10 protein-coding genes are annotated in these 14,540 nt (G+C 68.8%); 9 read left to right on the forward strand and 1 reads right to left on the reverse strand.

Annotated elements, in window-relative coordinates; genetic code table 11:
• Positions 1–211: 211 nt before the first annotated feature.
• Entirely contained in the window at positions 212–2,824 is a 2,613-nt protein-coding gene (mutS, locus tag ACJQWL_RS00170) for a DNA mismatch repair protein MutS (RefSeq protein ID WP_330968676.1), read from the reverse strand.
• 146 nt (positions 2,825–2,970) lie between these two features.
• Between mutS and ACJQWL_RS00175 the strand changes: the two genes are divergently transcribed.
• The 9 genes from ACJQWL_RS00175 (at position 2,971) to alaS (ending at position 14,534) form a co-directional block, all read left to right on the forward strand.
• The gene (locus ACJQWL_RS00175; RefSeq protein WP_330968675.1) at positions 2,971–3,327 is read left to right on the forward strand and encodes an ArsR/SmtB family transcription factor; all 357 of its coding nucleotides are present in this window, start codon (positions 2,971–2,973) and stop codon (positions 3,325–3,327) included.
• A gap of 26 nt (positions 3,328–3,353) precedes the next feature.
• Complete coding sequence (locus ACJQWL_RS00180) at positions 3,354–4,373, forward strand: ArsJ-associated glyceraldehyde-3-phosphate dehydrogenase (protein ID WP_330968674.1); 1,020 nt, start codon at positions 3,354–3,356, stop codon at positions 4,371–4,373.
• Positions 4,374–4,392: 19 nt separating this feature from the next.
• Complete coding sequence (gene arsJ / locus ACJQWL_RS00185; protein ID WP_330968673.1) at positions 4,393–5,622, forward strand: organoarsenical effux MFS transporter ArsJ; 1,230 nt, start codon at positions 4,393–4,395, stop codon at positions 5,620–5,622.
• Positions 5,623–5,867: 245 nt separating this feature from the next.
• Positions 5,868–8,453 carry a TonB-dependent receptor gene (locus ACJQWL_RS00190; protein ID WP_330968672.1) on the forward strand — a complete coding sequence of 862 codons (2,586 nt, stop codon included), beginning with the start codon at positions 5,868–5,870 and terminating at the stop codon, positions 8,451–8,453.
• A gap of 143 nt (positions 8,454–8,596) precedes the next feature.
• Positions 8,597–9,097, forward strand: a complete 501-nt coding sequence (locus ACJQWL_RS00195) for a CinA family protein (RefSeq protein WP_411300654.1) — start codon at positions 8,597–8,599, stop codon at positions 9,095–9,097.
• A gap of 66 nt (positions 9,098–9,163) precedes the next feature.
• Positions 9,164–9,805, forward strand: a complete 642-nt coding sequence (lexA, locus tag ACJQWL_RS00200; RefSeq protein ID WP_330968670.1) for a transcriptional repressor LexA — start codon at positions 9,164–9,166, stop codon at positions 9,803–9,805.
• Positions 9,806–9,985: 180 nt separating this feature from the next.
• On the forward strand, positions 9,986–11,023 hold the full coding sequence (recA, locus tag ACJQWL_RS00205; protein WP_330968669.1) for a recombinase RecA: 1,038 nt from the start codon (positions 9,986–9,988) through the stop codon (positions 11,021–11,023).
• Between the two features lie 179 nt (positions 11,024–11,202).
• Positions 11,203–11,715, forward strand: coding sequence for a regulatory protein RecX (locus ACJQWL_RS00210; protein WP_411300655.1), 513 nt, complete (start codon positions 11,203–11,205; stop codon positions 11,713–11,715).
• Positions 11,716–11,900: 185 nt separating this feature from the next.
• Positions 11,901–14,534: an alanine--tRNA ligase gene (alaS, locus tag ACJQWL_RS00215; protein ID WP_330968668.1), complete on the forward strand. Its 2,634-nt coding sequence runs from the start codon at positions 11,901–11,903 to the stop codon at positions 14,532–14,534.
• Positions 14,535–14,540 lie beyond the last annotated feature (6 nt).

Genomic DNA, 14,540 nt, shown 5'->3' on the forward strand with positions numbered 1-14,540 from the left:
AAGCTTTCAGTGTCCGCGGCCGATCCACTGCGCGCCGTCCCGGGTACCTCCCACGTGGCAAACGTACGCGGGCGGGTGCATCAATGAAAATCGATTTTTTTGACTGTATTGATAGTTATCGACTATCGGGCCAGCCAGCCCGGGGCGACCGGTACCGACAAAGCCCGGTAGCCGCGGAATACAACTCAAGCCGAATCCGGGTCGCCCACGATCAGCCCAGCGTCTTCAACCGGTACAGCGCTTCCAGTGCCTGCTTGGGCGTCAGTTCGTCCGGGTCGATGGCCGCCAAAGCGTCCAGGGCGGCCGACGACGGGGCGAACAGCCCGATCTGCTGCGGGGCATCCAGGGCGGTGGCGGCGAACGACGGTGACGGGGTGGCCCGGCCCTGCTGCTCCAGTTCGGCCAAACGCCCCCGTGCCTGCGCCACGACGCTGCGCGGCAGGCCGGCCAGGGCGGCGACCTGCAGGCCGAAGCTGCGGTCGGCCGGCCCGTCCTTGACCGCGTGCATGAACACCAACCGCTCGTTGCCGGCCTGGTCGCGGTGTTCGACCGCGTCCAGGTGCACGTTGGCGATGCCGCTGCCGGGCTGCGCGAGCGTGGTGAGTTCGAAGTAATGGGTGGCGAACAGCGTGTAGCTGCGGTTGGATCCCGCAAGGTGCCGCGCGCAGGCCTCGGCCAGCGCCAGGCCGTCGTAGGTGGAGGTCCCACGCCCGATCTCGTCCATCAGCACCAGCGAGGCGTCGGTGGCGTGGTGGAGGATGTAGCTGGTCTCGCTCATCTCGACCATGAAGGTCGACTGCCCGCGGGCCAGGTCGTCGCCGGCGCCGATCCGGGTCAGGATGCGGTCGATCGGGCCGATCACCGCACGCGCGGCGGGAACGAAACTGCCGATGTGCGCCAGCAGCACGATCAGCGCGTTCTGGCGCATGTAGGTGCTCTTGCCGCCCATGTTCGGGCCGGTGATCACCAGCATCCTGCGGTCGCCCAGCTCCTCGGTGTCGCCCAGGCGCAGGTCGTTGGGCTCGAACGGCTCGTCACGCACCGCCTCCACGACCGGGTGGCGGCCGCGCTCGATGCACAGGCCCGCGTGGTCGGACAGCTCGGGACGCGACCAGTCCAGTGCCTGCGCGCGGTCGGCGAAAGCGGCGAGCACGTCCAGTTCGGCCAGCGCCCCGGCGCAGCGCTTTAGCGGTTCCAGCTGCACGTTGAGTTCATCCAGCAGCTGCTCGTACAGCAACCGCTCGCGGGCCAGGCTGCGCTCGCGCGCGGACAGCACCTTGTCCTCGAACGCCTTCAGCTCCTCGGTGATGTATCGCTCGGCGTTGGCCAGGGTCTGGCGGCGGGTGTAGTGCGTGGGTGCCTTGCCCGCCTGGGCCTTGCTGACCTCCAGGTAGTAGCCGTGCACGCGGTTGTAGCCGACCTTGAGCGTGGGGATGCCGCTGGCCTCGCGCTCGCGTGCTTCCAGGTCGACCAGGAACCGGTCGGCGGTGGTCGAGAGCGTGCGCAACTCGTCGAGTTCGGCGTCGTACCCGTCGGCGAAGACGCCGCCGTCGCGTGCCAGCACCGGCGGCTGTTCGACCAGCGCGGACCGCAGCAAGTTCGCCTGCGCATCGTGTTCGCCCAGTTCGGCGGACAACGCGTGCAGGCGCGGCGCGTCCAGTCGCGCGAGTACGTCCCGGACCGCGGGTAACAGGCCGAGCCCGTCGCGCAGGGTGGACAGGTCGCGTGGCCGCGCGCTGCGCAGGGCGATGCGCGAGAGGATGCGCTCCAGGTCGCCGACGGCGCGGAAGTGCTCGCGCAGATCGGCGTCGGTCCCGGAGTCGATCAGCGTAGCCACGGCCTGGTGCCGGCGGCGCAGGGTGGGGTGGTCGCGCAGCGGTCGGTGCAGCCAGCGGCGCAGCAGGCGCCCGCCCATGGGCGTGATGCTGGCATCCAGTACCCCCAGCAGCGTGTGGCGGGCGTCGCCGTCGACACGGCTGTCCAGTTCAAGGTGGCGACGGGTGGCGGCATTCATGGCGATGGCGCCGTCGCCCGATTCCACCGCAATCGAGGTCAGGTGTGGCAGGCGCTGCTTCTGGGTCTCCTCGACATAGCCCAGCAGGGCGGCGGCGGCGGCAACGGCCTGCGGCCGGTCGTCGATCCCGAAGCCGGAGAGGTCATGGAGGTTGAAGAACCTGAGCAGCTGGCGGCGGCCGCCGTCGGCGTCGAACAGCCAGGGCGCACGGCGACGCATGCCGGTGCGTGCGGTGAGAAAGGCCGGCCAGCCGTCCTCGTCCGGCACAAGCGTTTCGGCCGGTTCCAGCCGGGCCAGCTCGGCTTCCAGCGCGTCCTCGCTCGCGACCTCGTTGACCAGGAAGCGACCCCCGGCGAGGTCGGCCCACGCGATGCCGTAGCCCGCCTTTCCGCGCGCGACCGCCAGCAGCAGGGTGTCGCGCCGCTCGTGGAGCAGGGCTTCATCGGTGACGGTGCCCGGCGTGACGATGCGCACCACCTTGCGCTCGACCAGGCCCTTGCTCGCGGCCGGGTCGCCGATCTGCTCGCAGATCGCCACCGACTCGCCCAGCGCGACCAGCCGCGCCAGATAGCCCTCCGCGGCGTGGTGCGGGACCCCGGCCATCGGGATCGGCGCGCCCGCCGAACTCCCGCGCTGGGTCAGGGTGATGTCCAGCAGCCGCGCGGCCTTGCGCGCGTCGTCGAAGAAGAGCTCGTAGAAGTCACCCATCCGGAAGAACAGCAGCACGTCCGGGTGCTCCGCCTTGGCGGCGAAGAACTGCTTCATGAGCGGGGTGTGTTCGGGCGTCTTCTCGGCGCTCTTGTCGGGCATGGACTGGCTGTCGGTTGCGGTCGTCGCGGCGGCGCCGGGCGGCCGACGATTGTAGCGGCCGCGCCCGACCTCCCCGACGTCCGGGGCCCGCACGCACCGGGGGCGCCGACTTCAATTTGAAACAATGGTTCCAGTATGATCGAATCATGGAGACCCGACACGCGCTCGATGCACTCACCGGCCTGGCCCAGAAGAGCCGCCTGGCGCTGTTTCGCGAACTGGTCCAGCGGGGCCCCGCCGGCGCCACGCCGGGCGAGCTTGCCGAGACCGTGGGAATCGCACCCACCACGCTTTCGTTCCACCTGAAGACGCTGCTGCAGGCCGGTCTGGTCCATGCCGAGCAGCAGGGCCGCAGCATCACCTATCGCGCCGACTTCAAGGCCATGCAGGGCCTGGTCGAGTACCTGACCGACAACTGCTGCGCCGGTGATGCCAGCCAGTGCGCGCCGGTGCGCGCGCCCGCAAGCACCCCAGTCCGCCCGGCAGTCCGCAAGCGCGCCTGATCCGCTATCCAGTTACGGAGCCCCGCATGACCCTCAAGATCGGTATCAACGGTTTCGGACGCATGGGCCGGCTGGCGCTGCGGGCGGCGTTGCAGCGCGACGACCTGTCCGCGCTCGAGTTCCTCCAGGTCAACGACCCCGCCGGCGATGCGGCGACGTTCGCCCACCTGCTGAACTTCGATTCGGTGCACGGCCGTTCCGGCCTGGGTGCGCGCGCCGACGGCGACGCGCTGGTGGTCGGGCCGCGCCGCATTGCGATGACCCGCAACACTGCGATTGCCGACACCGACTGGTCGGGCTGCGACGTGGTGATCGAAGCATCCGGCCTCTATCGCACCAAGGACGCACTGCAGTCGTATCTGGACCAGGGCGTCGGCCGCGTGGTGGTCACCGCGCCGGTCAAGCAGGCCGGCGTTCTTGACGTGGTGGTGGGCGTCAACGACGACCGCTTCGACCCGGCCGTGCACCGGATCGTCACCGCCGCCTCGTGCACCACCAATTGCCTGGCGCCGCTGGTCAAGGTGCTGCATGAGGGCCTGGGCATCCGCCACGGCAGCCTGACCACGATCCACTCGCTGACCAATACCCAGACCATCATCGATGCGGCTCACAAAGACCTGCGACGCGCGCGCGCCTGCGCTGAGAGCCTGATCCCGACGTCCACGGGCTCGGCCACGGCCATCGCCGAGATCTTCCCCGGCCTGCGCGGGCGGCTGGACGGCATCGCGGTGCGCGTGCCGCTTGCGAATGCATCGCTGACCGATGCGGTGTTCGAGGTCGAGCGTGCCACCACCGTCGAAGAGGTCAACGCGCTGTTCAAGGCCGCATCGGCGGGTGCACTTGCCGGCATTCTCGGCTACGAGGAGCGGCCGCTGGTGTCGGTCGACTACCGCACCGACCCGCGCTCGGCGGTCGTCGATGCCGGCTGCACGCGCGTCATCAACGGCACCCAGGTCAAGGTCTTCGCCTGGTACGACAACGAGTGGGGCTACGTGAACCGCACCGTAGAGCTGGCCTTGAAGGTCGGCTCCGCTCCGCGGCACTGATGGCCTGGGACCGGCCCGCATGAGCAATCACGCCGCGTGGCGCCAGTACGCCATCGTCACCGGCAACTACTGGGCGTTCACCCTGACCGACGGGGCGCTGCGGATGCTGGTGGTGCTGCATTTCCACCAGTTGGGCTACGGCGCGCTGCAGATCGCGCTGCTGTTCCTGTTCTACGAGGTGTTCGGCGTTGTCACCAACCTGGTCGGCGGCTGGCTGGGCGCGCGCATCGGCCTGAATCGCACCATGAACATCGGGCTCGCCTTGCAGGTGGTGGCGCTGGCCATGCTGGCCGTGCCCGCCGCGTGGCTGGTGGTGCCATGGGTGATGGCGGCGCAGGCGTTGTCGGGCATCGCCAAGGACCTCAACAAGATGAGTGCCAAGAGCACCATCAAGCTGCTGGTGTCCGACGGGGGGCAGGGCAGGCTCTACCGCTGGATTGCGGCATTGACCGGCTCGAAGAACGCACTCAAGGGCGTGGGCTTCTTCCTGGGCGGCGCGCTGCTGGCGCTGCTCGGCTTCCGTGGGTCGGTAGTGGTCCTGGCCGGGGCGCTGGCGCTGGTGTGGCTGGGCAGCCTGGCCTGGTTGCACCGGGGCCTCGGGCGCGCCAGTGGCAAGCCCCGGTTCCGCGAGGTTTTGTCGAGCAGTCGCGCCATCAACGTGCTGTCGGCCGCCCGGCTGTTCCTGTTCGGCGCGCGCGACGTGTGGTTCGTGGTCGCGTTGCCGGTGTTCCTGTCCAGCGTGCTGGGCTGGGACCACTGGCGCGTCGGCGGATTCCTCGCCGCGTGGGTGATCGGCTATGGCGTGGTGCAGGCGCTGGCCCCGGGCTTCGTACGCGGAGCGCGGGGCCGGCAACCTGGGCGTGGAGTCGCGTTCGCGTGGGCGGCAGCGCTGTCGGTGGTGCCGGCGCTCATTGCCCTGGGCCTGTCGGCCGGAATGCAGGCGCAGGCCGTGCTGCTACTCGGCCTGGGGGTGTTCGGCGTGCTGTTTGCGGCGAACTCGGCCCTGCACAGTTACCTGATCGTCAGCCATGCCCGCGAGGACGGGGTATCGCTCGATGTCGGGTTCTACTACATGGCCAACGCAATGGGGCGGTTGGTGGGCACCCTGCTGTCGGGCTGGGTGTACCAGCGCAGTGGCCTGGTGGCGTGCCTGTGGGTGTCCGGAGCGTTCGTGGCGGTTGCAGCCCTGCTCGCCCTGTGGCTCCCCGCCGCCCACGAGGGCCCCGCCCCCGACGCGCCCCCACGCTGAAGCGCTGCCGCGTTTCGAGCCCCTGCAGGGACACGCGCGTGGCCCTGCTGCGATGCGTCATGACTGCGTGCGGCAACGTGCTAGCGTCAGCGCGCCCGTCCCTGATGGACGTGCGCCGACGACAGCCTTCCGTGGCTGGCGGCTTGGCGTGATCGGGAACGGGCTTGGGGTACGTCGGCGTCGGATTCGCCGGAAATCTAGCGGCCACCCGCAATGGGAGCCGCATCAGCCAGGGGAGAGTCAAGATGGGTCTGGGCAAGCCGCACCGCCGCATGCTGGTCGTAGCCGTCGCCGCCGCGTTGGGCACGATGATCGCGGCACCGTTGTACGCACAGGAGGCGGCCAACGCCGCGGCCCCGGCCAGCCCGGAGGACGAGGAAGCCACCACCCTGGATCGCATCACCGTCACCGCGCAGAAGCGCGAGGAAGCGTTGCAGGACGTGCCGATCTCGATCACCGCGCTGCCCGAGCAGCTGCTGCTCGATACCGGTGTCCGCGACGTCAAGGACCTGCAGGTGCTGGTGCCGGGCCTCACCGTGACCAGCACCCAGAGCGAGGCCCAGACCACGGCACGCATCCGTGGCGTCGGCACCGTGGGTGACAACGCGGGCCTGGAGTCCTCGGTGGGCGTGGTGATTGACGGCGTGTACCGGCCCCGCAACGGCGTGGGCTTCGGCGACCTGGGCGAGATCGAGCGGATCGAGGTGCTCAAGGGTCCGCAGGGCACCGTGTTCGGCAAGAACACCTCGGCCGGCGTGATCAACGTGATCACCAAGCGGCCCGACTACACCACCCGAGTGGAGGGTGAGCTCACCGTCGGCAACTACAACGCCCTGGGCGTGGCCGGCTCGCTCAACGCTCCCATCGGTGACAACGCGGCGTTCCGCCTCTACGCCGCCAAGCGCAAGCGTGACGGGTTCATGGACGTGCGCACCGGTGGCGGCCCTCGCCGCGAGGACGAGGACTACGACCAGAACTTCCATTCTCTGCGCGGCCAGTTGCTGCTGGAGCCCACCGACACCCTGGACATCAACTTCATCGCCGATTACACCAGCCGCGAGGAGAACTGCTGCACTGGCGTCACCGTGGTGCGCGGTGGCACGGCGGCGATCATCGATGCGCTGTCGCCGGACGAGGGCGTCGCCCCGGTCGCCGATCCCTTTGCCCGGGTGGCCTGGAGCAACCGGAGCACCGCCCAGGACATCAAGGACAAGGGCATCTCGATGGAGACCAACTGGATCTCGCCGTGGTTCGGCGATGCGGTCCTGACCTCGGTTTCCGCCTATCGCGAGTGGGAGTCGATCAACGGCCTGGACTTCGACTTCAGCAGCGCCGACCTGTTGTTCCGCAACGGCGAGCGCGACGAGTCATTGACCGCGTTCGAAACCACCACCCAGGAGTTCCGCCTGACGGGCGCGACCGACACCATCGACTGGATGGTGGGCGCGTTCTATTCCGACGAGGACCTCAACCGCAACGAGACCTACCGCATCGGCGGGGCGTACGAACCATATCTCTCGATCGCGCTGCTGTCGCTGGTCAACCCCGCGCTGGGGCAGCGACCCGACGCGCCGCTGTTCCTCGCCGACGCGACCGGACGGGCGCCCGGCACCGTGTTCGCCGGCTTTGCCGCAGACGACACCTACCGGCAGAACGCCAAGAGCCTGGCGTTCTTCACCAACAACACCTGGCATGCCACCGACGCGCTCGACCTGACCCTCGGCCTGCGCTACACCAGCGAGGACAAGTCGCTCGACTCGGCCTACACCAACCCCAATGGGAGCCCGGGCTGCGCGGCGATGCTGTCGCCCGCCGGCCAGGCCCGCATCGCGCAGGCGCTGATCTCCCGCGGGGTTCCGGTGCAGGCGCTGCCGAGCGTGATCCCGCAGGTCATCGGCTTCGGCTGCCTGCCCTGGGCCAACCCGCTGCACAACGGCCGCGCCACCCGCCAGGAGCGCGATGAGAAGGAGTGGTCCGGCACGGTCAAGGCGGCCTACCGCTGGAACGACACCTGGATGACCTATGCCTCCGCCGCCCGCGGCTACAAGGCCGGCGGTTTCAACCTGGACCGCGTGCAGTCAAACACCGGCCTGTCCAGCGGTACCGCCGGCATCGTGCCGGTCGCCGACACCTCCTTCCCGGGCGAGTTCGTCAACAGCTTCGAACTGGGTGCCAAGACCACGTGGGCCGGCGGTAACCTGCTCGTCAACGCCACCCTTTTCCACCAGACCTACGAGGACTTCCAGCTCAACAGCTTCCTGGGCACCAGCTTCGTGGTGCGGTCCATCCCGGAAGTGGTCTCGCAGGGCGTCGATGCCGAGGTGATGTGGAGCACCGGTTTCGACGGCCTCTCGTTCCAGGGTGGCGTGACCTATGCCGACACCCGCTACGGCGACGAGATACCGGGCGCGGACTTCGTCGCCCCCGCCGGTGCGCTCTACAAGCTGCCGGGTAGCCGGGTGAGCTTCGCGCCGCTCTGGTCGACCTCAGGTGCGCTGACCTACGAGTGGCGCTTCGGCAATGACCTTGTCGGGCGCTTCAACCTTGGCGCCAAGTACATGTCCGAGTTCAACACCGGTTCGGACCTGGACGTGGAGAAGGTCCAGGAGGCGTACACGGTGGTCAACGCGCGGCTCGGCTTTGGTGCCCGCGACCGCAGCTGGATGGTCGAGCTGTGGGGGCAGAACATCACCGACGAGGAATACTTCCAGGTCGGTTTCGACGCCCCGCTGCAGAACGTCTCGCCCGTCCCCGGCCACCCGTTCAACTCCTACAACGCCTTCCCGGGGGCGCCCGCCACCTACGGCGTGACGTTGCGCGTGGCGTACTGAGCAGGCCGGGGCAGGCCGGGTAAGCCCGGCCCGGGTCCGACCTCCGCCGGGAAGGCTCCCGAACCGAGGTGGGCTCGCTCCAGGGCTGGACCATGGCAAGCGCCCGACCGGAAACGGCCGGGCGCTTCGCTATAGTGCGGTGCATGAGCAACGACGTATCCGACAGCGCGCTGCAGGCGCAGGCCGAGCGTGTCGCCACGGCGGCCCTCCAGCACCACCAGCGGCTGGTCACCGCCGAGAGCTGCACGGCCGGCTGGATCGCCAAGACCCTGACCGACGTGGCCGGCTCCTCGGGCTGGTTCGATTGCGGCATGGCGGCCTACAGCTACGAGGCCAAGCAGGCCATGCTGGGGGTCAGTCCGCACACCCTCGAGGAGCATGGTGCGGTCAGCCGTGAAACCGCGATCGAGATGGTGTCCGGGGCGCTGGTGCACTCGGGCGCGACGATCGCCGTGGCCGTCACCGGCATCGCGGGGCCGGGCGGCGGGACCGACGACAAGCCGGTCGGGACTGTCTGGATCGCGTGGAAGCGCCGCGGCGGATATCCCACGGCCCTCGTGTTCCATTTCGACGGGGACCGCGAGGCGATCCGACGCCAGACCGTCGCTGCCGCGCTGCACGGGCTCGTCGAGCTGATGGGCTGACACGCCCTGGGAAGGCGCGGTATCGGGGTTGCAATCCGTGGCGGGCTGTTAGTAGTATTGCTACCAATGGACCTGACAGACACCCAGCGCAACATCCTAGGGCTGATCGCCGAGCGCATCGAGTCCGAGGGCGTGCCGCCTTCGCAGACCGAGATCGCCCGCGCGATGGGTTTCAACAGCGTCCGCGCGGCGCAGTACCACCTTGAAGCCCTTGAGCGGGCCGGGGCGATTGAACGCCGGCCCGGTCGTGCCCGCGGCATCCGGTTGCTGGTGGACGCGTCCTCTTCCGCCGGGCTGCCCGCCCAGGCGCCCGTCGACGGCGATGCCCTGCGGCTGCCGGTGCTCGGTCGCGTGGCCGCGGGCGCCCCGATCGGGGCGGATATCGGCTCTGACGATTACGTGCTGCTGGACCGGGTGTTCTTTTCGCCTGCACCGGACTACCTGTTGAAGGTGCAGGGCGATTCGATGCGTGACGAGGGCATTTTCGATGGCGACCTGATCGGCGTGCACCGTACACGCGATGCGCGCTCGGGCCAGATCGTGGTGGCCCGGATCGATGACGAGATCACCGTCAAGCTGCTCAAGATTGGCGCCGAGCGAATCCGCCTGCTGCCGCGCAATCCCGACTACGCGCCCATCGACGTGCTGCCGGACCAGGACTTCGCCATCGAAGGGCTGTACTGCGGACTGGTGAGGCCCAACCGTTGAGCCGGGCGCGCTTGCCCGCACCCACCGTCATCCCGGTGCGGGGTTTTCCGACGCCAGTCCCCGAATCTTTCCACTGCCGGGCCCTGCGATCGCGAGCTACGGTGCCGTCGCGGGTCGCAGCCCGTGCGACCACATCCACCTAGAGTGCCCCCAATCCCCATGCCACCCAAGGAATCCAAGATGGACGAGAACAAGAAGCGCGCACTTTCCGCCGCACTGGGCCAGATCGAGAAGCAGTTCGGCAAGGGCTCGGTGATGCGCATGGGCGACCGCGTGGTGGAGGCAGCCGAGGTGATCGGTACCGGTTCCCTGATGCTGGACATCGCGTTGGGGATCGGCGGCCTGCCAAAGGGCCGCGTGGTCGAGATCTACGGCCCGGAGTCCTCGGGCAAGACCACCCTTACGCTGCAGGCCATCGCCGAGTGCCAGAAGACGGGCGGCACCGCGGCCTTCATCGATGCCGAGCATGCGCTGGATCCCATCTACGCGGGCAAGCTGGGGGTCAACGTCGATGACCTGCTGCTGTCGCAGCCCGACACCGGCGAGCAGGCGCTGGAGATCGCCGACATGCTGGTGCGATCCAACGCGGTCGACATGGTGGTGATCGACTCGGTCGCCGCGCTGACCCCCCGCGCCGAAATCGAGGGCGAGATGGGCGACCAGTTGCCGGGCCTGCAGGCGCGCCTGATGAGCCAGGCGCTGCGCAAGCTGACGGGCAACATCAAGCGATCCAACTGCCTGGTGATCTTCATCAACCAGTTGCGCCACAAGATCGGCATCATGATGCCGGGCCAGAGTCCCGAGACCACCACGGGTGGCAATGCGCTGAAGTTCTATGCCTCGGTTCGCCTGGACATCCGCCGCATCGGTGCGATCAAGAAGGGCGAGGAGATCATTGGCAACCAGACCAAGATCAAGGTCGTCAAGAACAAGATGGCCCCCCCCTTCAAGCAGGTCATCACCGAGATCCTTTACGGCCAGGGCATCTCGCGCGAGGGTGAACTGATCGAAATGGGCGTGGAGGCCAAGCTGGTGCAGAAGGCTGGCGCCTGGTACAGCATCGGCGAGGAGCGCATCGGACAGGGCAAGGAGAACGCCCGCCAGTACCTCCGCGAGAATCCCCAGGTGACCCAGCGGCTGGAGGCTGCGCTGCGCGAGCAGTTCGTTCCCGCAGAAGCCAGCCGCGAGGAAGCCGACGGCGACGACGCGGAGGAGTGAGCTTCCGGGCCCGGTGACCGATGACACGAAGCCATTCGTCAATCCCCGGGGCGCAATGCGCCCCGGGTGGTGACCGCGGGACGAGCGAGTCGCCGTCGATCGATGTGGATGCCGGTCACGCGAACGGCCCCACTGGAGTCCCCCAAGGCGTCGCCGATGCCGATGGGGAATCTGCCGGGTTGTTCCCGGACGGTGGCACGGCTGCTCCCGGGCCCGCTGGGCGCCCGCGGCGCGGCCACCGCCCAGCGGCCACCACGACCCAGCGTGCGTTGGCCCTGCTGGTGAGGCGCGAACACTCGGCCCGCGAGCTGACTCGCAAACTGCTGGCGCGTGGATTGGACCCCGTCGAGGTCCGCGATGCGGTCGATCGACTTGCAGAGGCCGGCTGGCAGGATGACGCCCGATTCGCCGAGAGCGTGGTGCGAAGCCGGGCGGCGAATGGATACGGGCCGATCCACGTGCGCGCCGAACTCGGCACCCACGGACTGGGCGGTGAGGCCGTCGAGACGGCGATGGCGACGTTCGACGGCAACTGGGCCGAGCAGGCCCGTGACCTGGCCCGCCGTCGCTGCGGACCTCCCCGTGACGACCTGGCATGGCGCCGCAAGGTGGCCGACCTGCTGGCCCGTCGCGGGTTCCCTGGCGACATCATCCGTAGCGTCAGCAGGTTCGATCCGGACGACGTCGCCTAGCTGTCCCCGCCTCTGGAACGAACGGGCTCCGGAAAGCCGCGACGCTCGGGGTTCAGGTCAGTCACGGCCGGGCGTACGGCCTGTTAGGCTTGCCGGCTTCCCGGTTGACGCTGCCGCCCGGGGGCCCCACGTTGGGAGTCCCGGCGGGCGTCGATCTGCCCCGTCCCCCGATCTGCGTACCCGGCATGAAAACGACCAACGACGTCCGTCGCGACTTCATCGAGTTCTTCCGCGACAAGTCCCACACCATCGTGCCCTCGGCACCCCTCGTGCCGGCCAACGACCCGACCCTGCTGTTCACCAACTCGGGGATGGTGCAGTTCAAGAACGTGTTCCTGGGCAGCGAGAAGCCCGGATACGTGCGCGCAGCGGACGTACAGCGCTGCCTGCGCGCGGGAGGCAAGCACAACGACCTCGACCAGGTTGGCTACACCGCGCGCCACCACACGTTTTTCGAGATGCTGGGCAACTGGTCCTTCGGGGACTACTTCAAGGAAGACGCCATCAAGTGGGCGTGGCAGCTGCTGACCGAAGTCTGGAAGCTGCCGCCGGAGCGCCTGACGGTGACCGTCTACCAGACCGACGACGAGGCCCATCGCATCTGGCGCGACCAGGTGGGGGTGCCGGAGTCGCGCATCATCCGGATCGGCGACAACAAGGGCGCCCCTTACGCGTCGGACAACTTCTGGCAGATGGCCGACACCGGCCCTTGCGGCCCCTGCACGGAAATTTTCTACGACCACGGCGAGCACATCGCTGGGGGGCCCCCGGGCTCGCCGGACGAGGATGGTGACCGGTTCATCGAGATATGGAACCTGGTGTTCATGCAGTTCGACCGCCAGCCCGACGGCACGCTCGCGCCGTTGCCGGCGCCGTGCGTGGACACCGGCATGGGCCTGGAGCGGATCGCCGCCGTCCTGCAGGGCGTGCACGGCAACTACGAGATCGACCTGTTCCAACGCCTGATCGCTGCGGCGGCCGATGCCACCGGTACCGCGGACCGGGGCAACAAGTCCCTGCGGGTCATCGCCGACCACATCCGCGCCTGCGCATTCCTGATCGTGGACGGCGTGCTGCCCTCCAACGAGGGTCGTGGCTACGTCCTGCGGCGGATCATCCGACGCGCCCTCCGGCACGGCTGGATGCTGGGCCAAAAGGAGCCGTTCTTCCACCGGCTGGTGCCGGTGCTGGTAGAGGTGATGGGCCAGGCGTATCCGGAGCTGGCTGCCAAGCAGGAGTTCGTGGAACGCGCCCTCCGGGCCGAAGAAGAACGTTTCGCCGAGACGCTCGACTCGGGCATGCGGATCTTCGACGAGGTCGCGGCGCGGATCCAGGGGACCATCCCCGGCGACGAGGCGTTCCGGCTCTACGACACCTACGGATTCCCGGTCGACCTGACGGCAGACATCGCGCGGGAGCGGGGGCTGACGGTCGACATGGCCGGCTTCGACGCGGCGATGGCGCGGCAGCGTGAAGCCGCGCGTGCAGCCGGCAAGTTCGGAAACACCGCCACCCTCCCGGCCGAGCTGGCGGCACACCTGCCGCCCACGCAGTTCCTGGGCTACGAACGCCTCAGCGAGGGTGGGCTTGAAGTCGTTGCACTGCTGCGCGATGGCCGCCCGGTCGAGCTGCTGGAGGCGGGCGACGTGGGCTTGGTGATCCTCGACCGCACCCCGTTCTATGCCGAGAGTGGCGGCCAGGTAGGCGATTCCGGCGAACTCGACCAGGCCGGCATGCGCTTCCAGGTCAGCGACACGGTCAAGGTCGCCGGCCAGTTCCACGGCCACCTGGGGACGGTATCGGCGGGTACGCTGCGTCGTGGCGACCGGGTGCTGGGTGACGTCGACGAGGCGCGCCGGGCCTGCACGGTACTCAACCACTCGGGCACCCACCTGCTGCATTCCGCCCTGCGTGAAGTACTGGGTGAGCACGTGGTGCAGAAGGGCTCGTTGGTGGCGCCCGAGCGGCTGCGTTTCGACTTCTCCCATTTCCAGCCCGTCACGGCCGCGGAGCTCGCCGAGATCGAACACCGCGTCAACGCCGAGATCCGCGGCAACCACGCCGCGGAAATCCACAACATGGGCATGCAGGAAGCGCTGGATTTCGGCGCCCTGGCCCTGTTTGGCGAGAAGTACGGCGACCAGGTGCGGGTGCTGCGCATGGGCGGCACGTCGACAGAACTCTGCGGCGGCACACACGTCACCCGGACGGGCGACATCGGCGTTTTCAAGATCGTGTCCGAAAGCGGTGTCTCGGCAGGGGTCCGCCGGATCGAGGCGCTGACCGGGCAGGGCGCGCTGGCCTACATCGCCCAGCAGGAGCGACAGCTGGGCGAAGCCGCCCAGCTCCTGGGCGCACCTTCGGCCGAGGTCGTAGACAAACTGCGTACCGTGCTGGAGCGCCAGAAGAAGCTGGAGCGCGAGCTGGAGTCACTGAAGGCCAGGGCCGCCAGTGGCGCGACCGCCGACCTCGGGGCCGCGGCGAAGGAGGTGGCGGGGATCAAGGTGCTGGCGAGCCGACTGGAAGGGTTCGACGCCAAGGCACTGCGCGATGCGGTGGACCGCCTCAAGCAGCAGCTGGGCGACACGGTGATCATCCTGGCCGGGGTGGAGGGCGGGAAGGCCGCGCTGGTGGCTGGGGTCAGTGGCGCGGCCTCCGGCAAGGTCAAGGCCGGGGACCTACTGGGGCACGTTGCGGCCCAGATCAACGGCAGGGGCGGCGGACGCCCGGACATGGCGCAGGGAGGCGGCGAGGACGGCCCGGCCCTTCGCGAGGCCCTCGCGGGCGTGGCTTCGTGGGTTGAACATCGCCTGACCTGACACGCT

The organism is Novilysobacter viscosus (genome assembly GCF_046600715.1).
GTDB lineage: Bacteria > Pseudomonadota > Gammaproteobacteria > Xanthomonadales > Xanthomonadaceae > Lysobacter_C > Lysobacter_C viscosus.